26 protein-coding genes and 1 riboswitch are annotated in these 20,538 nt (G+C 47.3%); of the genes, 23 read left to right on the top strand and 3 right to left on the bottom strand.

Annotated features, from left to right (window positions below; genetic code table 11):
- Nucleotides 1-187: 187 nt before the first annotated feature.
- From LZP69_RS07030 to LZP69_RS06925, 22 genes are all read left to right on the top strand, one after another.
- Nucleotides 188-757 (top strand): curlin, encoded by a 570-nt coding sequence (locus LZP69_RS07030; protein WP_234199491.1) that lies wholly within the window; start codon nucleotides 188-190, stop codon nucleotides 755-757.
- A 177-nt stretch (nucleotides 758-934) separates the two neighbouring features.
- Nucleotides 935-1,558, top strand: coding sequence for a LuxR C-terminal-related transcriptional regulator (locus LZP69_RS07025; RefSeq protein WP_234199489.1), 624 nt, complete (start codon nucleotides 935-937; stop codon nucleotides 1,556-1,558).
- Nucleotides 1,555-2,019 carry a curli production assembly/transport protein CsgE gene (locus LZP69_RS07020; RefSeq protein ID WP_234199488.1) on the top strand — a complete coding sequence of 155 codons (465 nt, stop codon included), beginning with the start codon at nucleotides 1,555-1,557 and terminating at the stop codon, nucleotides 2,017-2,019. The genes LZP69_RS07025 and LZP69_RS07020 overlap by 4 nt, the downstream gene beginning before the upstream one ends.
- Before the next feature lie 13 nt (nucleotides 2,020-2,032).
- Complete coding sequence (locus tag LZP69_RS07015) at nucleotides 2,033-2,458, top strand: curli assembly protein CsgF (protein ID WP_234199487.1); 426 nt, start codon at nucleotides 2,033-2,035, stop codon at nucleotides 2,456-2,458.
- A gap of 2 nt (nucleotides 2,459-2,460) precedes the next feature.
- Complete coding sequence (locus LZP69_RS07010; RefSeq protein ID WP_234199486.1) at nucleotides 2,461-3,309, top strand: CsgG/HfaB family protein; 849 nt, start codon at nucleotides 2,461-2,463, stop codon at nucleotides 3,307-3,309.
- Between the two features lie 281 nt (nucleotides 3,310-3,590).
- Nucleotides 3,591-3,944, top strand: a complete 354-nt coding sequence (hinT, locus tag LZP69_RS07005) for a purine nucleoside phosphoramidase (protein WP_234199485.1) — start codon at nucleotides 3,591-3,593, stop codon at nucleotides 3,942-3,944.
- A 16-nt stretch (nucleotides 3,945-3,960) separates the two neighbouring features.
- Nucleotides 3,961-4,458 (top strand): PaaI family thioesterase, encoded by a 498-nt coding sequence (locus LZP69_RS07000; RefSeq protein ID WP_234199484.1) that lies wholly within the window; start codon nucleotides 3,961-3,963, stop codon nucleotides 4,456-4,458.
- A complete protein-coding gene (locus LZP69_RS06995) occupies nucleotides 4,455-4,913 on the top strand; it encodes a PaaI family thioesterase (RefSeq protein ID WP_234199483.1) in 459 nt (152 codons plus the stop codon). Before LZP69_RS07000 ends, LZP69_RS06995 begins: the two co-directional genes overlap by 4 nt.
- A 25-nt stretch (nucleotides 4,914-4,938) precedes the next feature.
- Entirely contained in the window at nucleotides 4,939-5,325 is a 387-nt protein-coding gene (locus tag LZP69_RS06990) for a YcfL family protein (protein ID WP_234199482.1), read from the top strand.
- 189 nt (nucleotides 5,326-5,514) lie between these two features.
- Nucleotides 5,515-5,640, top strand: a riboswitch (TPP riboswitch).
- A gap of 71 nt (nucleotides 5,641-5,711) precedes the next feature.
- Nucleotides 5,712-7,847 carry a TonB-dependent receptor gene (locus tag LZP69_RS06985; RefSeq protein ID WP_234199479.1) on the top strand — a complete coding sequence of 712 codons (2,136 nt, stop codon included), beginning with the start codon at nucleotides 5,712-5,714 and terminating at the stop codon, nucleotides 7,845-7,847.
- Between the two features lie 167 nt (nucleotides 7,848-8,014).
- Nucleotides 8,015-8,275: a YkoF family thiamine/hydroxymethylpyrimidine-binding protein gene (locus LZP69_RS06980; protein ID WP_234199587.1), complete on the top strand. Its 261-nt coding sequence runs from the start codon at nucleotides 8,015-8,017 to the stop codon at nucleotides 8,273-8,275.
- A gap of 54 nt (nucleotides 8,276-8,329) precedes the next feature.
- The gene (pnuC, locus tag LZP69_RS06975) at nucleotides 8,330-8,998 is read left to right on the top strand and encodes a nicotinamide riboside transporter PnuC (protein WP_234199477.1); all 669 of its coding nucleotides are present in this window, start codon (nucleotides 8,330-8,332) and stop codon (nucleotides 8,996-8,998) included.
- Nucleotides 8,999-9,018: 20 nt separating this feature from the next.
- Complete coding sequence (locus tag LZP69_RS06970) at nucleotides 9,019-10,059, top strand: phosphotransferase (RefSeq protein ID WP_234199476.1); 1,041 nt, start codon at nucleotides 9,019-9,021, stop codon at nucleotides 10,057-10,059.
- 135 nt (nucleotides 10,060-10,194) lie between these two features.
- The gene (locus tag LZP69_RS06965; RefSeq protein WP_234199475.1) at nucleotides 10,195-10,743 is read left to right on the top strand and encodes an NAD(P)H nitroreductase; all 549 of its coding nucleotides are present in this window, start codon (nucleotides 10,195-10,197) and stop codon (nucleotides 10,741-10,743) included.
- 473 nt (nucleotides 10,744-11,216) lie between these two features.
- Nucleotides 11,217-11,822, top strand: coding sequence for a GNAT family N-acetyltransferase (locus LZP69_RS06960; RefSeq protein ID WP_234199474.1), 606 nt, complete (start codon nucleotides 11,217-11,219; stop codon nucleotides 11,820-11,822).
- Nucleotides 11,823-11,866: 44 nt separating this feature from the next.
- The gene (locus LZP69_RS06955; RefSeq protein ID WP_234199473.1) at nucleotides 11,867-12,331 is read left to right on the top strand and encodes a GNAT family N-acetyltransferase; all 465 of its coding nucleotides are present in this window, start codon (nucleotides 11,867-11,869) and stop codon (nucleotides 12,329-12,331) included.
- Nucleotides 12,332-12,382: 51 nt separating this feature from the next.
- On the top strand, nucleotides 12,383-12,790 hold the full coding sequence (locus LZP69_RS06950) for a hypothetical protein (RefSeq protein ID WP_442800667.1): 408 nt from the start codon (nucleotides 12,383-12,385) through the stop codon (nucleotides 12,788-12,790).
- 196 nt (nucleotides 12,791-12,986) lie between these two features.
- Nucleotides 12,987-13,697, top strand: coding sequence for an ABC transporter ATP-binding protein (locus tag LZP69_RS06945; RefSeq protein WP_234199472.1), 711 nt, complete (start codon nucleotides 12,987-12,989; stop codon nucleotides 13,695-13,697).
- Nucleotides 13,690-14,721 carry an HlyD family secretion protein gene (locus LZP69_RS06940; protein WP_326490251.1) on the top strand — a complete coding sequence of 344 codons (1,032 nt, stop codon included), beginning with the start codon at nucleotides 13,690-13,692 and terminating at the stop codon, nucleotides 14,719-14,721. The genes LZP69_RS06945 and LZP69_RS06940 overlap by 8 nt, the downstream gene beginning before the upstream one ends.
- Nucleotides 14,714-15,886 (top strand): efflux RND transporter periplasmic adaptor subunit, encoded by a 1,173-nt coding sequence (locus LZP69_RS06935; protein ID WP_234199471.1) that lies wholly within the window; start codon nucleotides 14,714-14,716, stop codon nucleotides 15,884-15,886. The genes LZP69_RS06940 and LZP69_RS06935 overlap by 8 nt, the downstream gene beginning before the upstream one ends.
- Before the next feature lie 41 nt (nucleotides 15,887-15,927).
- Nucleotides 15,928-17,106, top strand: coding sequence for an efflux RND transporter periplasmic adaptor subunit (locus tag LZP69_RS06930; protein ID WP_234199470.1), 1,179 nt, complete (start codon nucleotides 15,928-15,930; stop codon nucleotides 17,104-17,106).
- Nucleotides 17,103-18,359 carry an ABC transporter permease gene (locus tag LZP69_RS06925; RefSeq protein ID WP_234199469.1) on the top strand — a complete coding sequence of 419 codons (1,257 nt, stop codon included), beginning with the start codon at nucleotides 17,103-17,105 and terminating at the stop codon, nucleotides 18,357-18,359. The genes LZP69_RS06930 and LZP69_RS06925 overlap by 4 nt, the downstream gene beginning before the upstream one ends.
- 119 nt (nucleotides 18,360-18,478) lie before the next feature.
- Here LZP69_RS06925 and LZP69_RS06920 read toward each other — a convergent pair whose 3' ends face one another.
- The 3 genes from LZP69_RS06920 to LZP69_RS06910 all read right to left on the bottom strand — a co-directional run bounded on the left by LZP69_RS06920 (nucleotide 18,479) and on the right by LZP69_RS06910 (nucleotide 19,745).
- On the bottom strand, nucleotides 18,479-18,898 hold the full coding sequence (locus LZP69_RS06920; RefSeq protein WP_234199467.1) for a hypothetical protein: 420 nt from the start codon (nucleotides 18,896-18,898) through the stop codon (nucleotides 18,479-18,481).
- 318 nt (nucleotides 18,899-19,216) lie between these two features.
- Nucleotides 19,217-19,507: a type II toxin-antitoxin system RelE family toxin gene (locus LZP69_RS06915; RefSeq protein WP_234199466.1), complete on the bottom strand. Its 291-nt coding sequence runs from the start codon at nucleotides 19,505-19,507 to the stop codon at nucleotides 19,217-19,219.
- On the bottom strand, nucleotides 19,497-19,745 hold the full coding sequence (locus LZP69_RS06910) for a type II toxin-antitoxin system Phd/YefM family antitoxin (RefSeq protein WP_069544518.1): 249 nt from the start codon (nucleotides 19,743-19,745) through the stop codon (nucleotides 19,497-19,499). The genes LZP69_RS06915 and LZP69_RS06910 overlap by 11 nt, the downstream gene beginning before the upstream one ends.
- Before the next feature lie 256 nt (nucleotides 19,746-20,001).
- Between LZP69_RS06910 and LZP69_RS06905 the strand changes: the two genes are divergently transcribed.
- Nucleotides 20,002-20,223 (top strand): hypothetical protein, encoded by a 222-nt coding sequence (locus tag LZP69_RS06905; protein WP_234199464.1) that lies wholly within the window; start codon nucleotides 20,002-20,004, stop codon nucleotides 20,221-20,223.
- The last annotated feature ends 315 nt before the right edge of the window (nucleotides 20,224-20,538 follow it).

The raw sequence follows: 20,538 nt of genomic DNA, 5'->3' as shown, positions 1-20,538 counted from the left end.
CTGTGATTGAGGAATAAATCGGGTAGTAAAGGTTGTCGGGGTCTAGTAGGAAAGTATTAGTCCTGTCTGACGATTAGATACTTTGTCTATTGTGACTTCATACTCTTTTCGGATGAAGCATAACCAACTTACGACAATACTTTAACCCACTAGTCAATGGCAGAAATTGTCTGCAAGGAAGTCAATAATGCAACTCAATGATCAAGGGTTATTCCCGAAGGCGGGTACTCGACTCTTAAGTTGGTTTTGGAAACTGCTTTTTAGTTTATTTATCAGCGTTTGTGTGTCGTTAGCTGGGCATTCCTTGGTATTTGCCCAGGATCTCAGTCAGTTTGATGAACTTGCTCAATTTAATCAGAGCGCCCTAGTCAGTCAGAGTGGCGAACAGCTTGAGGTTAAGCTTTATCAGCAAGGGGTAGATAACCTTGCTCAGGTGTCTCAGCTTGGTGCTGATAATCGACTTGTGTTAACCCAGGCGGGTGAAAGTAATCAGGCTTATTTGTTGCAAAGCGGCAGCGCAATTGAAGTGAATTTACTGCAGGCGGGGATGAACAACCTGACGGTGTCGAGTCAATACGGTAGTGAATTGGAGCTGAATGTCGAGCAAATAGGCAATGATAATCAAGCTTTTATCTTGCAGAGTGGGTATAGCAATGATGTGAATATTTTGCAGTATGGCTCGGGGCATGGGGTTATCGTCTCTCAGTGGGGGAGCTCGCAAAATACGCATGTTACTCAAAGCTATACAAGTAGATAAGGGGATTGTGCTAGTCATATATGATCTTTAGTGTGTAAAACTTAGTCATACATACTATTTATATCAATATATGTAGGGAAACGGGCGGTTTTCTGGTTAATATTTATTTTATGAATTGGTAATATAAGCCTAACCAAATGGACCTTAGCTAATGAATAGCAAGATGGAGTACGAAGGATGTTCAAAGTAACAAATTGGATTGTTGTTTCTCGCTCGCAATTAATGACAGATCTACTGGAAACCCGATGGCCACAAGAATTTTTGGTCAAGTTAATCAAGGTACTGCCAGAGCGTTTAGAGATAGTCATGAACGGTGCAGAATTCGCCTTGGTTGTGATCGATCTATCGACCATAGATGTTCAGCGAGCCTATCAATTACAGCGGCAGATAGAGAAGAGCCATTCGGCGAGGGTTGTCTTTATCCATTATCCAGAACAGATAGATGCCCGTTTCCTAATTTCGCCAATTACCGCTGGCATTTTTTATCGCCATGTAACGCTTGAGCAGATAGGCAGGGATCTTAGCTGTATCCTGCGCGGCCAAAAGAGTATTCCAGCCGAGCTTTTGGCTGAGTTTGAGCATGAACAGTTAGATAGTGCAGATAACCTCACCATACGCGAGCGCGAAGTGCTGCAAGCATTGTTATCTGGCAGTACCAATATCGATATAGCTAACCGATTGTTTGTCAGTGAAAGCACAATCAAAACCCATCTGTATCGTGTGTTTCGTAAAATAGGTGTATCCAGTCGCGGTCAGGCGATTGCTTGGGCTCAGACCCATCTGCATGAGATCCAGCAGTGAAATTTATTGGGTGGTTTTTTCTGCTTACGCTTTTTGCTTTGCCCAGCTTAGTGGCGGCAGAGGGAGAAAAGTCGGCGCCATTTGCGTCACAAAATGTGAGTGATCATGCCCCTAAACAAGAGTCAGATTTAATTGATGGCCTAATTTTGAATCGTGCAATGACTCGATTTGGGCATAGATTTTATCGTCAGTTTGTCGCGGCGTATCGTGACATTGGCGGGATAACCACACACTCAGGCCTGAGCGTTGTGGAAAGGGCAACGGCCAGAAGTGGAAGCAAAATCAGTATATTGCATAATCGGCGGCCAATATTTGTCACTATAGTGTCACCGGCGAGTCGTCACCTGGACAAACAGGCAGAGCTTGCAGCTGCAAGAGTAAATCAATTACTTATCCAGGCACAGCAGCAGGCGGGGTTGGTTCAGTGGTTAGATCCCGATCTCGCAGAAGATGAGTTTTAATAGGGATATTAATATGAACAAGCGATCAACATACCTTTCGTTAGGCATACTCAGTCTGATGTTATGGAGTTCTAATGGCCTTGCCACTCAACTGGTTTATACACCAGTAAACCCAAATTTCGGTGGAAGTTACCTTAACGGCAGCTATTTATTGGCCAACGCCTCGGCCCAGAATAAGTATTCTGGTGGTTCTGGTTCCAGTTATACCCCTCCCTCGGCACTCGATCGCCTGGCTAATTCGTTAGAGTCGCGCCTGATGAGTCAACTTTTTAATGATGCAGCCAATGGCGGTGAAGGTTACCTTAAGACCACAGATTACGAGATCCAAGTGGTCAATGAAGACGGAACCTTACTGGTACATATCACCGATTTACTCACGGGCGAGACCACTGTCATAGAAGTGGGTGGGCTTGGTAACGGGACTTCAGTGGGTGGCTGATCATGAAAAAATGCATATTAAGCGTGATCTTGCTTTGCCTCACCGCATGCAGTGCAAATAATGAACTGGATGACATAGATGCTTCGTCAAGTTTGATGCCCAAAGGAGAAAGTTACTACGACCTGATCAATCTTCCTCTCCCACAAGGGGCAATTATCGCGGCAGTTTATGATTTTCGTGATCAAACGGGCCAATATAAACCTGTGCCGTCGAGTAACTTTTCCACCGCCGTACCTCAAAGTGGCACAGCGTTTCTTGCCCAGGCATTAAATGATTCTCGCTGGTTTATCCCTGTTGAACGGGAGGGATTACAAAACCTGTTGACCGAACGCAAGATTGTTCGTGCAGCGTTAAATGGCGACGCGAGTAAACTGCCTCAGTTAAACTCGGCGCAGATCTTAATGGAGGGGGGCATAGTCGCCTATGACACCAATGTTCGTACCGGTGGCGCTGGGGCTCGTTATTTAGGGATCGGAGCATCGACTCAGTTTAGGGTGGACTCAGTGACGGTAAATTTACGAGCGGTCGATATTCGATCCGGACGACTGCTCAGCAGCGTGACCACAACTAAGTCAATCATTTCGATGGAAGTTTCTGCGGGTGTGTTCAAGTTTATCGATGCCCAGGAGCTGTTGGAGTCTGAACTTGGATATACTTCAAATGAGCCAGTGAGTCTGTGTGTTGCCTCGGCGATAGAGACTGCGGTCATTCATATGATTGCCGATGGGATCTGGAAAGGCGCCTGGAACTTGGCCGACAAAAGCACTGGGTTACGCAATCCTGTGTTGCAAAAATATTGGCTCGAAGCCCATTCAGAGGCAAGGGTACTGGCAAAAATCAGAGAAGATTAGACTGGCTTGAATCAATTCATCAGTCAATTCGCCAATCAATTCGTTAAAAAGGGTGCTGTGCTGCATTGAGCGATATTTTGTTTTGTTTTTTAGCATGATTTATCGTTTTCTGGTCGTTATTCGTCATAATTCAGCAAATTGTGCTGCCGCATTTCGATTCGATATCAATATTGAACCAATCAAGTTTCATGTCTCTGTTTGGCTGGGGATTATTGTCCTGATCACAAACAGTCAATTTATGAGTATACTGTCTGCATCAATAATTCCGAGAGGATTGAAAGATGGCAGAAGAGACGATTTTCAGTAAAATTATTAGACGTGAAATTCCAGCCGATATTTTGTATCAGGATGACTTGGTTACCGCATTTTGTGATATAGCACCTAAGGCGCCTACCCATATTCTGATAGTCCCTAATCATCTTATCCCTACTGTGAATGATGTGAAATCGTCCGATGAAAAGGCACTGGGGCGTATGATCACTGTGGCGGCTAAATTGGCCGACGAGGCGGGGATCGCCGACGATGGTTACCGCCTAGTGATCAACTGTAATAAGCATGGTGGACAGGAGGTTTACCATATTCATATGCACCTGCTAGGCGGTCAATATATTGGTCCCTTGGTTGCTTCTCGCTAAATGAGTCTTTATCACAATGAAAATTAACCCTGAATTTTTTCCGCTGACAGATTTAGCGACCCGCTTTGTTAACCAGCTTGTCCAATGCCGTCGCTTGAAGTTATCTGTTCTCGAAGCCAGCGAACATCATGTGTTGATCGAACTGCCCTACAGTAGCGAATTAATCGGTTATCCCGATACTGGCGTTATCCATGGTGGCGTGATAACAACTCTGATGGATACCGCCTGTGGAAGTGCAGTGGTGTGCAGTATTTTTGATAAGTTTAAGTCATTGGAGCTTTCGCCTACCTTAGATCTGCGGGTCGATTATATGAAGCCTGCCGAGCCGAACAAGAGTGTGTACGGCTTTGCAGAGTGCTATCGCTTGTCATCGACAGTGGCCTTTACCCGCGCCATTGCTTACCAAGACTCCATTGATGATCCTATCGCTCATGCGGTGGGATCATTTATGCGTATTAGCCCAGAGATGATAGGTGAGTCATTTCGTCGTGCATTGATGGGAGAGGCAGAATGAGTCAAGAACAACAAGCGAATGCGATGAACGTCAAAGAGATCCTGAAGAAAGCCACAGAATTAAACGATTTCAGTCACCTGTTAGAGCATGTGCCTTATGCTAAGTTTATAGGGATGCAAGTTGTTCGCTTTGGTGATGAGTTGGTGTTTCAGTTACCGGCCAAAGATGAAAATATCGGTAATCCAACCTTGCCAGCTATCCATGGGGGGGTGATTGCAGGTTTTATGGAGATGTCGGCAATTGTGCAATTAATGGTATTTATGCAAACCACTAAAGTGCCCAAGATTGTCGACTTTTCGATTGATTACCTCAGAGCGGGTTACCATAGAGACAGTTTCGCCGAGTGCAAAATTACCCGCCAGGGGCGCCGAGTGGCGAACGTGAACATTAACTGTTGGCAGACGAATCGTAAGTCCTTGATCGCGACTGCAAGAGCCCATTTTTTGATTGAGTGATTTTAATGGTAAAAGGAGTGCCTGTATGAGAAAAATAGCTGTGTTGCTGTTCCTGTTTGGATTAACGGCATGTGCGCAAAATACCTCTGGTGTTATGGCAAGTTCAACCGGTGAAGGGCGTATCGATAACAGCGCATTTAATGGTGATGTGACTGTCGGGCGTGTCTTTACTCAAGGTGAGGCCGAGAATCTGATCTGTGCGGGAACCCTAGCCAATCAAAAGCGCAGTGATGTGCATATTCAGTACAAATTTACCTGGTATGACATCAATGGCTTAACCCTGGAGGATGATGGCATGAGCTGGAAACCCGTGAAGCTACACGGTAAGCAGCAAAAGCAGGTGAGTGCGGTTTCACCCACAGGGACTGCCGTACGTTGTGAGCTCTATATTCGAGAGGCGATCTCCAATTAATTTGCTGAAAAATTGTTTTCTCACTCGATACCTTATATAACCAACTGATAATAAATCCGATATCTAAAAATGATGTCGGGTTTTTTTATATCCTATTCAATGTTAAGCCGTTTATTTTGCTGGTTATTTATTCTCTTACATAAAAAATATATTTAAGTTGTCAACAAATTGTGAGTTTGGTGTATACTCGCCCTTGCCAAGGGGTGTTAGCCGTTGTTTTATTTAATGAATAGCGAGCTCACTGAGATGTCATATGACGAACCCTTAGAACCTGATCCGGCTAATACCGGCGTAGGAATGGGCCACACAAATTGAACATCACTATTTGACTGTGCAGTCGTTCTCGCTTTTTAAGTGCCGGATCTCAAAAATTAATTTGAGGTCCTATGAAAATAACATTATCCCTATCTCCAATTGCTTTGGCCGTCTGCGCCGCGTTTCCCACTCTCAGCTTACATGCCGATGATACCCCCGTGACTGATGACAAAATGGAAGTCATGGTGGTGACATCCGATTTTCGTCAATCTGCAGTCGATAAGATGCCCTCGAGTATCAGCGTTATCGATCAGCAGCAGATCCAGGATGAAGGCGCCGGGCATTTTGAGGATCTGCTCAACTCCATTGCCAACTTTAACTGGTCTGGTGGTAGTTCGAGGGCTAAATATTTCCAGATCCGCGGCGTGGGTGAGCAGGAGGAGTATCAAGGCGCACCCAACTCATCTGTGGGCTTTATCATCGATGATATCGATCTCTCCGGCTTAGGTATGATCTCCAGCATGTACGATCTACAGCAGGTCGAAGTGCTGCGTGGCCCACAGGGAACCCGTTATGGGGCAAATGCCTTAGCCGGTCTGATTTACCTTAAGAGTAACGATCCGACAGAGGTGTTTGAACATGGCGCCGAGGTGAGTCTGGGTGACGATCAGCTGCGCACCTATAGTGGTTACAGCTCGGGTCCGCTTAGTGACAAGCTACAGTATCGGGTATCTTTGCAGCAACATGAGCAAAACGGCTATCGCGATAATCTTTTCCTGGATAGAGAAGATACCAATGGTCGTGATGAGTTAATGGCGCGGGTCAAATTGCGCTGGTTTGCCAGTGACAGCCTTGCTGTCGATTTGAATCTGATGCATGCCGATTTTAACAATGGCTATGATGCCTGGACCTTAGATAACAATGGTTTTGATACCCTGACAGATATGCCGGGTGTCGACAAGCAGCGTACCACAGGCAGCTCACTTAAACTGACCTATTCTGGGGCTGAGCGTTTTGAGCTTGTGTCCTTAAGCTCTGTGGCACAAACCGATACCCATTACGGCTATGATGGAGACTGGGCTTACAGTGCCTATTGGCAGAGTAAAGACTGCTCGGGGACGCCCTGTGAGTATGACTATACCTGGGACAAGTTAGGGGAAAGACAAACCTTGTCTCAAGAGTTTCGCCTAAGCTCAAAGGATGCCGGACGCATTTTTGCCGGCAGTACAGACTGGTTGCTTGGGATCTATGGGATGAAACTCGATGAAGATAACCAGACCAGTGAATATTACAATGGCTGGATAGATGAACTCTCTGCCCAGTATAGTGCCACCAATCTTGCCGCTTTCGCTCAGCTCGACAGCGATTTGGGCAGTGGTTATGATCTGTCACTGGGGGCTCGGGTAGAGCGCAGAGACAGTGACTATAAAGACAGTGCAGGGGATGCATTTAAGCCTGCTGAAACCATGTGGGGCGGCCATATCGCCTTGAGTAAGCGTCTCAATGTCAGCCATCAAGCCTATGCCCGTGTAGCCCGTGGTTATAAGGCCGGTGGTTTCAATATGTCCTTGCCGCAAGCGCTTAGTGGTAAGAAGGAGTTTCAAACAGAAACTCTATACAACTATGAGCTGGGATTGAAATCGAACTGGTTTGAGGGCGATATAACCACGCGTATGTCACTGTTTTTTATGGATAGACAAGATCAACAGGTGGCAGCATCACAGCAAAACCCCCTTGAGCCTCAAAAGTTTATTCTTTATACCGAAAATGCGGGCAGTTCACACAACTATGGTGCCGAGCTTGAAGCTAACTGGTATGCAACAAATAATCTCAAGCTCTATAGCACTTTAGGCTGGTTAGAAACCGCCTATGGCGATTATCAGTATCTGGATAAGTATGGTTCTCTGGTGGATCTCAGTGGCCGCGAGTTGGCTCATTCGCCTAATCTTACTTATAGTGCTGGCGTTACTTATCGCAGCGATTCCGGTTGGTTTGCCAATCTCAATGGCAGTGGGAAGAGTGATTTCTACTATTCAGACAGTAACGATTCCAGATCTGAATCCTACACTCTCTATAACGCGCGCCTTGGCTATGAAACCGAACTCTGGTCTGTATACCTTTGGGGGCGCAACTTGTTCGACGAAAAGTACGGTGTACGTGGTTTCTACTTTGGTAACGAGCCGGATCTGGACTGGGCAGACAAGCAATATATTCGCTATGGCGATCCCCGTCAGTTAGGCATCACCTTGAGTATTAAATTTATCTAGCCTAATGGTCATGGGCTGAATGGTCGGCTCAGCCCACTATTTTTGGAAGATGAATAAAAGCTTTGGAAGCTGAATGAAAGCTCTAAAAGTGAACGAAAGCTCTAATAGATGAAGAATGCGCTAACAAATGCAGAAAAACTCTAAAAGATGTAAAGGAAAAGAAAATGATGAAATTAACGGCTGAGATCAGCATGTATCCGCTTAAAGAGAACTATTTAGAACCTATTCAGTGGTTTATCGATCGCGTTGACAGTTACAGCAATATCGAACGTAAGACCAATGCCATGGCGACGCAGATCTGCGGTGACTATCGCGAGGTGATGAATATGCTAGCCATAGAGATGCAGGCAGCCCATGAAAAGTGGGGCAAGGCGGTGTTTGTTGTTAAGTTTATTGGTGGCGAGCTAAACCTCTCCCATAGCCAGTAACCTTAACTTTTAAGAGCCATAACCTTTTAACAGCCAGAAGCTTAGAGTGAGTTTATGACAGAGTTTTTCAATGTGATCTTGTCGACCTTCTCCGATGCGTTAGTCGATATGGGGCATATGACAGCATGGGAGGCGATTGCTGTGGTGTTGGCACTTGCCTATCTGTGGCTGGCGATGCGCGGCAATATCTGGTGTTGGCCAGCCGCCTTTCTCAGCACCATTATTTATACTGTGCTGTTTTGGGAAGTGGCACTGTTAATGGAGTCCATGCTTAACGTCTATTACATGGCGATGGCTGTCTATGGCTTCTGGCTCTGGCGTCATGGCAGAAGGGATAAGAAACGCCAGGGCGATGATAATTTAGCGATTGTCAGTTGGTCACCTTCTCGCCATATCTGGATCATCTGCGTTACCACATTGGTTTCTCTTGGCCTTGGCTATGTGATGGATAACTATACTCAGGCGTCGTTTGCCTATCTGGATGCGGCAACCACCTGTTTTGCCGTGATGACCACCTATCTGGTGGCACAAAAAGTAGTGGAAAACTGGCTCTATTGGGTGGTTATCGATCTGGTGTCTATCTACCTCTATTTTAGCAAGGGCCTGATGTTAACCTCTTTGCTGTTTGTGCTCTATGTCGGCATGGCGGTCGCGGGTTATCTGATGTGGCGCCAAGAGATGCTTGGGCAAGAGGAAGCATCCAGGCAACTCTCTTACCAGTAGTGGCTTGCGAGTAACTGTCAGTGAAATATACCGGAGAGTTAGACCTCAAGACCTTGTTAGCGCCACTGAGTGCATCGGTGCAATGGGAGCTGGTTAATCAGCTTAAAGAGATTGATGGTACTCAGGAGTGGGCGCTATCTCTTACTCCGCCCCTTATTCCGCTTTCCCGAGGCTTAAGTAATCAAAACTATCTGCTCGAAGGAGAGATGCCATCTGCCTTAAGGCTCAACAGCCAGGCAAGCGGGAGTATTTGTGATCGCCTAAGTGAAGTGAATAATTGGCGTCTGGCCGAGCAGGCGCAGTTGGCGCCGAGATTACGCTATGTCGCCGATGATCACAGCTGTTATTTAAGTGAGTTTATCGCAAGCGAGCGGGACTGGAGTCACCTGATGACGGCCAACAGTGCCCATCCGCTGATCGACTATCGTGAGATCTGGCCCCAGGCCGAAGAGTTGTTGTTGACGCTACTGAGGCAACTGAGTCATTTACCCGCCCCAGAAAATAGCCATTTTATAGATGCACAGTGGCATGAGTATCTTGAGGCGCTAAAAATCTGTGATAAGAAAAAAGACAGTTTAGCACCGAGTCTGAAGCAAGCCTGGTCTGAACGTTATGGGCGGCTGCTTAAGCGGCAAGACAGGGTAACAAAGCTGCTTGAGAAACTTGAAGATTGCATGCTTGCGCCGCAATTTAGCCACAGGGATCTTAATCCCCATAACCTGATCTACACAGACAATAAGCTCTGGTGTATCGATTTTGAGTATGCTTGTCTGTCTCATCCGCTGGTGGATCTTGCCAGTATCCTGGCAACCCATAGATTGTCTACGCCTCAGCGTCATTACTTGATCCGCTCTTATCTGCATCAACACCCCAAATTGACCTCAGATGCGCTAAGCGCCATTCCTGCAGCAATTGAGCTCTATTGGTATTTTGCCTGCTGCTGGGCGCTGCTAATGGCGAGCTATAGCCAGGATGAAAAAGTTGAGTCTAAGCAGGGAAGTGCTCTGTTCACCTCTTACCTGAACTGCTTTGACGGCAGCGCTGCATTACTCACTGAGTAGATAGCTGCGGCTGGCACTTTGTCGCCTGACTTGAGAAAACCTACTTAAGTCGGCCAACTTTTCTTTCTGCCTGTTAGGATTTTATCAAGCAGTTTGATACTCTGTTTTACATACTTATCTTTTAGGATCAATTTCATGGACGCTATCGAACTCCTGTTAACCCGCCAATCGACTCCACGTTTAGTGGCTCCAGCGCCAAATGAGCAACAACTCACGACCATATTAAATGCCGCTATGCGCGTGCCGGATCATGCCGGGCTATCGCCCTGGGAATTTATTGTGGCAACGGACGATGGTTTAGATAAACTCGCCGATGCCTTTGTCGATGCGACACGCGGTGAGGGCGCCGAGGAAGCTGTGTTAAGTAAGGTGGCCAATATGACTAAGAGGGCGCCTATGATGATCATAGTTGTGGCTAAGGTGACTGAGCATCCGAAAGTGCCGCCGCTTGAGCAGCAGCTTGCGGCGGGATGTGCCTGTATGGCGATGCAACAGGCGGCTTTTGCTCAGGGACTCGGCGGCATTTGGCGCACCGGCAGTTTAGCTTTTAATCGCCATCTGCATCAGAGCCTGGGTTTGGGGCTGCAAGATCAGATAGTGGGTTTCCTCTATCTAGGGACGCCAGCGGTAGAGGCTCAGAGTAAACCTTTAAAATCGTTTGAAAACTTTGTTAGATACTTGTGATCTAAATCACTCTAGACTTTGGTCGTGTTTACATTTTTGTAAAAAATGTCAAAGTAGACAGGGAAAAAGATCGATACCCTAGACCTTGTGATCTTATACCTGTAGTTTTCACCCTTAGTGATTTTATGCTCGCCGATTGTGCGGGCATTTTTTTGCGGTGAGTTCCGCTCAAGCACTGTCACTTCTTCAACAACTGTCACTTCTTCTGCTGAGATTATCTACTGGTTGTCGCCGTATCTGGCGGTGGAAAATCTGATTATAAAGTCCGATGGTGAAGTCCATTACTCTTATAAATATTCAATAAAGACTTGGACTTACTCTTTTTTTTTGGTAGCGTGGTTTACCTTGGTGCTTATAAAATAAGCTGTGCTGTTAAATTGAGAGTAACAACAGAGTGAGAGTCGCACTTCCAAGTTAAATTCGGGCTTCATTATTTTTCATATTCAATCGATATTGTCACTTAAGGGCCATTTATGAATAATGAGGCGCAATCTGGTTTTCTTGTCGGTGAGTTAGTGGTGCTGGAGCCACTGGGCAGAGAACATATACCCGCTTTGTCTATCGCCGTGAGTGATGGTCAGTTATGGCAGCTGTGGTATACCAGTGCTCCCCACCCGGAAGAGATGAAAGCCTTCGTTGATAAGGCCTTAGAGGCTGAGGAGCAAGGTGAAGCCTTGGCCTTTGTGGTAAGGGATAAATTCTCAGGCAAAATAGTAGGGTCTACTAGGCTAATGGCTTGGGATCAGGCCAATCGTCGACTCGAGATAGGCCATACCTGGTATGCAAAGTCTGCCCAGCGCACAGGTATCAACACCGAGGCTAAATTTTTATTGTTGCAATACGCCTTTGAGGTACTGGATGTTATCGCGGTGGAGTTTCGTACCCATTGGAATAATCAAAGATCCAGAGAGGCAATTACTCGCCTCGGGGCGAAGCAGGATGGCGTATTACGCAATCACAGAATTTTAAAAGATGGCACGATACGAGATACAGTAGTGTATTCCATCATAGACAGCGAATGGCCAGCGGTGAAACAGAACTTGATCCATTTGATGAGCCAATTTGAACCGCCCAAATGAGGGCTGAATTTGAGTTGGCCAGATGGCGAGAGCAAGGAGGAGGTATGTCAGGTGAGATAAAAAGAGCAACCACAGAAGATGTGCAGCTTGTGGCTCAACTCTTTGATGAGCACAGGCAGTTTTATGGGCAGCCCCATGATCTTCCCCTAGCGACCAAGTTTATTTTGGCGCGGCTTAGCAACCAAGATGCTGTTATTTTTCTTGCCCAGGATATCCGAGGAATGGGATTGGGCTTTTGTCAGCTCTATCCAACATTTGACTCCATCTCTGCGCAACCCACCTTGACCTTAAGCGATCTCTATGTGACTCAGCATGCTCGTTGTGTGGGGCTTGGTCGGCGGCTGGTCAATTGTGCCATCGACTACGCTAAAGCCAAACAGATAGAGAGTATGTCGGTGACTGCCAGACGGGAACATCAGCACGCTCGAGCTCTGTATCATTCTTTAGGTTTTGAGTTAAAAGAAGACTTTTTCAGTTACAACCTTGATATTAAGCGGCATCTAAAGTAGAAGTGGTTAAAGCTAAATAAGAAGGATAATCAACAAGGTTGGGAAATAGAGATGGATTTAAAACAGGGTTTGAACATATTCATCCTGGCTGTCGCCGGTATAGCTGGGAATGTGATGGCGGCATCGGAAGCCGAAGTCGCCTTTAACAAAGAGGTGTTGCAGTGCGCCGCTTATTATCATATTGCATCGGGTGCCATCAGCCAGATGAATGCCCCGCAGATGAAGGCGGTAGGTGAACGTTTGAAACAGTCTGAGCTTGATGCCGTCAAATTGGCTAAACAGTATCAGACTGAGGCTGAAGTTGATGCGCTACTCGATAAGACGATCGCCGAACAGCAAGCTAGCTTACCCAGTAATAAAAACCTCGGAGCCTTGATGGGGCGCTACAAGCAGCCCTGTCAGGAGTTGCTGGCTAACCCTCAGCAGCGGCTGGATTACTGGATAATGGCAACCATGTAAGTTAGTGTTTTCTTCCTGAAAAGTGCGTTTATCGCACTTTTTTTTTGGCTTTCTCATTAATTTCGCCTGCATGCCCTCAAGGCTGGAGACAGGTACAAATGTAATCTTTTATAAATTCAATTGCATACTCTCTTAGGTTTAAGGCAAATTAGTGATACTGATTTAAACTAACGCCAGTGGTTAAAAGATCCAGCTTATGATCAATGTAAAACAGCTGATGAAATCCTATCGTATGGGGGAGGCAACAGTCCTTGCGCTGCGGGGAGTGGATTTTACCATTAACGCCAATGAGTTTGTGGCTATCATGGGGCCGTCAGGATCGGGCAAATCGACCCTGATGAATATTATCGGCTGTCTCGATAAGCCCAGCGGTGGCAGCTATCACCTCAATGGCCAGGAGGTCAGTTCTTTAGACGATGATGCGCTGTCGGCGGTGCGTAATAAAGAGATAGGCTTCGTTTTTCAAAGTTTCCATCTGTTACCTAGACTAAGTGCCCTGCAAAATGTGCTGCTGCCGATACGCTTTGCTCAAAATGATGAGGGGAGTGAAGCCTATGCTCAGCAGCTGCTTGCGCGTGTGGGTCTAGGTGAACGGCAAGATCATCGCCCAAATCAACTCTCCGGCGGTCAGCGTCAGCGGGTGGCCATAGCCCGTTCTTTAGTCAATCGTCCCACCATATTGTTGGCCGATGAACCAACAGGTGCCTTAGACAGTAAGACATCGGTGGAGATCATGGAGCTGTTCACAGAACTGCATCGGGCTGGGCAAACCATCATATTGGTGACCCACGAAGAGGAAGTGGCCGCCTACGCCCAGCGGGTGATCCGTATGCGAGATGGTGAAATCGTCGAAGATGTTATCAAGCAGATAGCGCCTCAGGATGCGCGAGGGGAGCGGTATGCCTAGGATGATGAGTGTCAGAGTCAAGGGAAACCCTTGGGTTACAGGCTTGTTTTCACTGAGCCTCGTATTGATGCCGTTGACGCTTTGCCATGCCTTGGCAGATGAGCCGACTAAGTTGACTGACGATCTGCTTCTGACTGGCAAGATCAGTTCGGTCGAGTCACAAACTTTTAGTGTACCTAAGGCTGGAGATGCCTGGCGTTACCAGATCCAGTGGATGTTACCCGAAGGCACCTTGGCGACACCGGGTCAAAGTGTGGTCATTTTCGATAAGAGCCAGCTGAATAATCAGATTGAACAGCTCGATGCTAGCCTGCTGCGGGTCACAGCCCAAGAGCAGAGCAGCGCACTTGAGTTAAAAGCCGCGGTTTTACAGGCAGAGTTTAGCCTAAAGCAAAGGCAACTTGAGGTCGAAAAAGCCCAATTGGATGCCGATGTTCCGGCCGACTATATCGCGGCGAAAGAATATGCCGAGAATCAGTTTGCTTTGATGCAGGCAAAAAGTGAGTTATCTAAGGCTAAACAGGCATTGAGTGAGGCCTTGGACAAACAGCAAGCCAGCCTAAAACAGCTTGCCATAGATAAGCAAAAGGCCCAATTAGAGCTGTCACAGGCGCTCAAAGGGTTGGAGCAGCTCGAGCTGACAGCTCAGCTTGCCGGGCCTGTACTCTACGGGCGCGATCCTTTTAATGATGAAAAGTATGATGTGGGCGATACAGTGCAGATAGGACGGCAGGTGGCCACCATTCCGGCGCTGGATAGGCTGGAAGTGGTGGCCTGGGTCAATGAGGTGGATGTTGACCGTCTTGAGATAAACCAAAATGTCAGCTTACGCCTCGATGCCCAGTCGAATGTGACTTTCGCTGGGCATATAGCATCGATAGGTAAACAGGCGATGGCCCAGGCGGCCTGGGGACAGAGTAAATGGTTTAAGGTGGGGATCGATTTCGATCGTGATAATAGTCAGATTAATCTAGTACCCGGCATGAGTGTTCTGGTGGCGACAAAGGAGCTGAGTGATGAATAGCGTCTCGTTTTTATCCGCAATGTCTCTGTTTATCGTCTTACTGGCTGGATGCCAGCCTCAGATCACAACCCATGTTGAAGAGGGGGTATTGTATCAACAGATAGAGGTCACCGGGGAGCTGGTGTCTGCCGATAATGTTTCTATGATGCCGCCGCCAATACGCCGGGTGTGGCAATATCAGGTAAAACAGCTGGCACCAGAGGGGCAAAGCGTCAGGCAGGGGGATGTGGTGGCCAGACTCGATACGTCCGAGTTAACGCAAAGATTATCCGTCAGTCAGGCCAATTTAGCCGCAACGGAGCAGGATATCGCCACCTCAAAATTGCGCAATGCCAAGAAGTTAGAGCAGCTTAAGTTAGATCTTGCCGAAGCTAAGATGAACTTTGAAAAGGCGGATCGCAAATTTAAGCTCTCGGATGAAACGGTCGCCTTAATTGAGAAAGAGAAATACCAAAGGGATGCGGTGATCGCCAAGGATAATGTCAGTCTCATCGAGCAAAAAATTGCGTTGGAAACCCGAGGCGCCGAGCAACGTCAGGCGATGCTGGCCGGTGACGAGCAAAAATTTGCCTCGGAAGTGGCGGCGCTGGAAAAGGGGATAGCCTCAATGACATTAAAGGCGCCCCGAGCCGGCATAGTGGTTTATGGCACAGATCCACAGGGGAATAAGATTAAAGAGGGGCAATCTGTGTTTGCCGGTGATGCCGTGCTCAGTATCCCAGACTTGTCCCATATGCAGGTAAATATGACAGTGCCAGAGGTGGAAGCCCAACGCGTAAAACTAGGCCAGGCGATTAAGATCCGCTTGGATGCCAATCCCGAGCGGGTGTTTAGGGGCAAAATTACCGAGTTAGGGGCTGTGTTTCGCAACAAGAATCAGGATGTACCCTTAGTGGTGTTCGATGCCGTTGCCAGTATCGATGAACCCGACAGCGAGCTGATGCGCCCAGGGATGACGGCCAAGATAGTGATAGATATAGAGCAGGATTCTCCCTCTTTGCTGCTGGCCATCGATGCAGTTTCCTTTGAGGCTGGTCAGGCCTATGTGGAGCGTCCAACCTGGCTTGGGCGGCGTAAGCAACCCATAGTTATCGGGGAGATGGGACGAGATCGTATCTCAATACGTCAGGGCTTAGCCTTAGGTGATGAGGTGCTGTTACCATGAAAAACTCCCTCTTAATATCATTTCGAGCCGTCACACTGTTAATGATGACAAGTGCTTTGCTGAGCGCCTGCTCGCAGCAGCAAACCGATGGTGTACTCACCATGGTGGTCCGTCAAGGGGATTTTAGTGTCGAGATCCCAGCAGTGGGCGAGCTGGAAGCGAGCCATTCTACCGCGGTTACTGTGCCAAACGGGTTGCGGGGGCCCCAATCCTTAGCTTGGATTTTGGATAACTTTACGCAAGTGAAAGCTGGGGATGTGGTCGCCAGAATGGATCCGACCCGTCAGCGTTATGAGCTGGAAAGAGAGCAGTTTGATTTCGATCGCCTAGGTCTAGATAGCGAGATGCAGCTTCAGCAGGATAAGACCATCAGTCAGGAGTTAACCACTGGAACCCAGGTGACCAGCGAAGAGAAACAGCTGGCCGAACAATTTTTCAGCGAGGATGAGCGGGTCTACACCAAGATAGAGATCATAGAGCAGATGCGTAATCAAGATTACCTTGGCGCCAAGTTAAACTACTTTGACTGGGGGCTGGCGCAGCATGATGAGCAGGCGGATGCGGAGCAGCAACTGATCAAATTAAAGCAGGGGGGGCATCAGGCCAAGATCAAGCGTTATGAAAATAACCTGCGCCAGATGGAGATCATCGCGCCTCACGACGGTCTGTTTGTCTATCAGGCCTCCTGGGATGGCGTCATGCCTGTGGTGGGCGATATGATGTGGTCCGGTTTTACCATAGGCACCCTGCCCGATACTTCCACCATGCAGGCCAGAGCTTATGTGCTCGAATCTGAAGCGGCGGGCCTGGCCATAGGCCAATTGGCGACTGTCTATCTCGATGCTTACCCTGACAGGCCATTTAAGGGCAGGGTGACTCAGGTGGATGCCCTAGCTAAGCCTAAAGAGAAGGGTAGTCCGGTGAACTATTTCCAGTTTACCGTGAGTCTGGACAACACCTTAGTGGCTATTATGCAGCCCGGACGTCAGCTCAGTGCTAAGGTGCAAGCCTTGTCCCTTGATGATGTGATCACAATTCCCAACCAGGCGATCTTTCAAAAAGAGGGGCGGCATTGGGTCTATCTGAAAACCGACAAGGGCTTTATCGAACAAGCCATTACGCCCGGTCAGCGCAGTATAGATATGACTCAGATCCTCTCCGGATTAACCCCGGGGGATATTATCGCCTTGACCACACCACCGAAAAGGAGCCGGTTATGAGCCGTTATTCAGTGATAGGGCGCTATCTTACCGGGATAGCTCAGGCATTTGATGAGATGCGCCATCATAAACTGCGCACCTCTTTGACCTTGCTCGGCATGGTATTTGGGGTGGGCGCGGTGATCGCCATGCTCAGTGTCGGTGAAGGTGCCGAGCGTGAAGCCCTGAAGATGATTGAGTCCATGGGGGTGAAAAATATCCTGGTCAATGCGCGCCCCGCCGATGGTGATGCCCTTAAATCGATTCGGGAACATAGCGTGGGACTCAGTTTGCGCGATGTTGAAAGTGCCGCCAGTACTCTGCCTTTTATCGAGGGCTGGAGCGCCCAGAAACAGGTGAAATCCTTCAGTCTGTTTAGTCGAGAGGGGCGCAGTGATGCCTCTGTCATGGGGGTGACGCCTAATTATTTTGCCTTAAGCTCGTTTCATTTAGCCAGTGGCCGCACTCTGCTCGATGACGACCAAACCCATTATCGGCAGGTGGCGGTATTAGGGCCAGAGGCGGCACGCAGTCTGTTTCCTCAAGGCAAAGCCATAGGTGGCTTGATTAAAGTAAACCATCAATGGTTTGAGGTGGTTGGTGTCCTGTCTCAAGGGGAGCAGGGGAACTCTAAAATCCAGGGAGTTAAGTTAGGTGGTGAGCGCAATCAGGTGTTTATCCCGCTGACGACTGCCCTGAAGAAGATGAATTTTAAGGCGCTGGAAGATGAGTTGGACGCGATAAAATTAGCTATCGCCGATGGTGTCGATCCCTCTCTGGCCGCCAAGAGTCTGGATCATCTGTTTGCCAGACGTCATGGCGGTGAGAAAGACTATGAGGTGGTAGTGCCGGCAGATCTGTTGGCACAGCATCAGAAGACCCAACAGATTTTCAACATAGTCATGGCCTGCGTGGCGGGGATCTCCCTGCTGGTCGGCGGCATAGGTATCATGAATATTATGCTGGCAACCATTATGGAACGAACCGGCGAGATAGGTTTGCTCAGGGCCTTAGGGGCAAGGCGCAAAGATATTGCCCGGCAGTTCTTAATTGAGAGTATCGCCATCTCGGCGACAGGAGGGCTCATCGGCATCTTGGTCGGTTTATTGCTGGCGCTGGTGATCTCGGCTGCCGCTGGCTGGCCCGTGGCCTGGTCGCCCTTTGCGATCTTTTTATCCCTCGGTGTGTGTATGACCATAGGGGTCGGTTTTGGCATGTATCCGGCGCAGAAGGCGGCGCGTTTAGATCCTATAGTGGCGCTGCAACGAGATTAATCTCCCTGGCATTAGTTTGACCGGCAATAAGCCATTAACTCAAGGTTTGCTGTTAATGGCTTTGCCCCGTGGGACTTTCTTGCCTGGAAATTGGTTGCTGGGAGTTTAGGGGATTTGCGTTATTCGCCCAGCGCCGCTTGACTGTATATCTCATCATCCAGACTGTAGCAGCTCGAATCATCACAGGAGAGGTGAGTCGATGTCGCTGTCGCTGAGTTGGATGTGATTGAATGGGATGTGCTTGAGTTGGATATGCTTGTATCGGATTGCACAGAAGCATAATCTGTCTGCTGCGACGCCATCTCAGCTGCCGATGATAACTGAGATGAGTCTTGGCTTGAATGCTGGCTTGAGTACTGGCCATTTATGTCACTTTGTGTGTCAGATGAGTACTGCACCAGTTCGTTATTATCCCGCCAGATCCCTTTCATCGCTTCGATAAAAATGTTGCCAGAATCCTGTTTCATGAAATGGGAAACATCGACAAAAGTCAGCCAAAACGCGTACAGGACGATAGAATAAATGGTGAAGCGAAACATGAAATGAGTCCGTTTTTTCTAATTTAGACAATTACTATACAAGCAAAAAAACCTCTTGAAAACTGTCAATATTCTGCCGAATTTTGCTGTTGAGATATGTGATTAACATCTTGATTATTTGTAATAATTACCAACATGAATCACAAGTGTCAGATTATTAGCAGTGGGGAACGTGGCGGTAAAGCCAGATGATAAATTTGGGCAGAAAAATAGCAGTTTGGCTGTGGACTAGGGAAAGTGTGGCAGCGGCCAAGTCCAACAATCGATTGATGCCCAGCAAACGGCACAGGGCATCAATACTAAGACGTTATACCGCAATTAATCAGCTAACCTTTTCATAGCGTTACGGTAAACATCGCTACGTTCGCGTTTTCCGACTGCTAAGACGGTTACAATGATGACATCGTCTTCAACTTTGTAGACGAGGCGGTAGCCCGATTGGCGCAGCTTAATTTTATACATGTTGTCAGCTCCAGATAGTTTTGAAGCCGGAACATGCGGGTTGTCTAAGCGCTCGATTAGCTTTTTCTTAAATTGTTGTTGCAGCGCTGAGCCAAGCTTTTTCCACTCTTTGAGTGCGCTCTTTTTAAAGTCGAGTTTATAGGTCATCAATGTTTACCGAAATGCTCTCTTCAGATTCACGCTCTTTCGCAATAGCTAATAGTTCAAGATCTTCGAGTCTGTCCATCATCATTTCGTACGCTTCGGCAGGTACGCAATAAAATGCTGGCTCATTTCGATTCAATACAGCAACAGGTTCACCGTAAGCACTAGCTGCAACTTTCATAGGGTTAGCTTTCAACTCAGTAATGCTTGCAGCAACATCGGCTAAAATTCTAGTGGTCATATAATCGGTCTCTTAAATGGTCTTTATGTTGGTCATTTTAGCCTCAGCCAAGCGGTATAACAAGTTGCTTAAGAGTGATTCGCAACGCGTGGCATTTTTACTATGCGTTGGGTTATGTGTTTAAGGTATTATGCGGAGGCTAAGGTATTGCGTTGTTCACACTTACCTCAGCAAGGCGCTATATGCTTTGTGAACTGCGAAGCATAGAGACATCTGGTAGTATGTTTTTCAAGCGTTTTTCATAAAAAGGATTTATATGAAAAACTGGGAAGATTTATCTCTTTTTCAAAAACTCACCATCGGTATTGCGATAATAGCTATTGCGGTACTCGCTCCAGAAATTGCCATGCTATTACAGTTTGGTGGCATCGAAGTCGCATTTGCTTTTCTTCTGTTTACGTTAAAGCCAGTTTTGGTTTTCTGTCAGCATTACTATTCCAAAATAAAAAGTGCCCCAAAGCTTGTTTCGCATGACTGAATTAGCTCTGCTTGGTACTGTTCTGTTGACCAAATTTCAGTAATGCTACAAAGTGTCTACGATGTCTGTTGCGATTCAGTATATACAATTGGTTAGAGTCGCAATCGATTTTTTGTGCAGTTATAAAGCCCAGATAATTCTGGACTGATTTAACTTAAGGATCTATATAACGTGGATCATTTTTTATTACTATTTACAATCAACAGCTTACCATCAAAAAAATCGCTGTAAAATTTCTCCGTGTTGATTGCATTTATTATTAATATCAATAGCACATGGCACATGTTGCTGGGTTTTCTGGCTTGGTATGGGAAA

Origin of the sequence: Shewanella sp. AS1 (genome assembly GCF_021412565.1) — a bacterium.
GTDB lineage: Bacteria > Pseudomonadota > Gammaproteobacteria > Enterobacterales > Shewanellaceae > Shewanella.
Note: the sequence above shows the minus strand (reverse complement) of the source record. Positions and strands in the feature narration are given on the sequence as shown.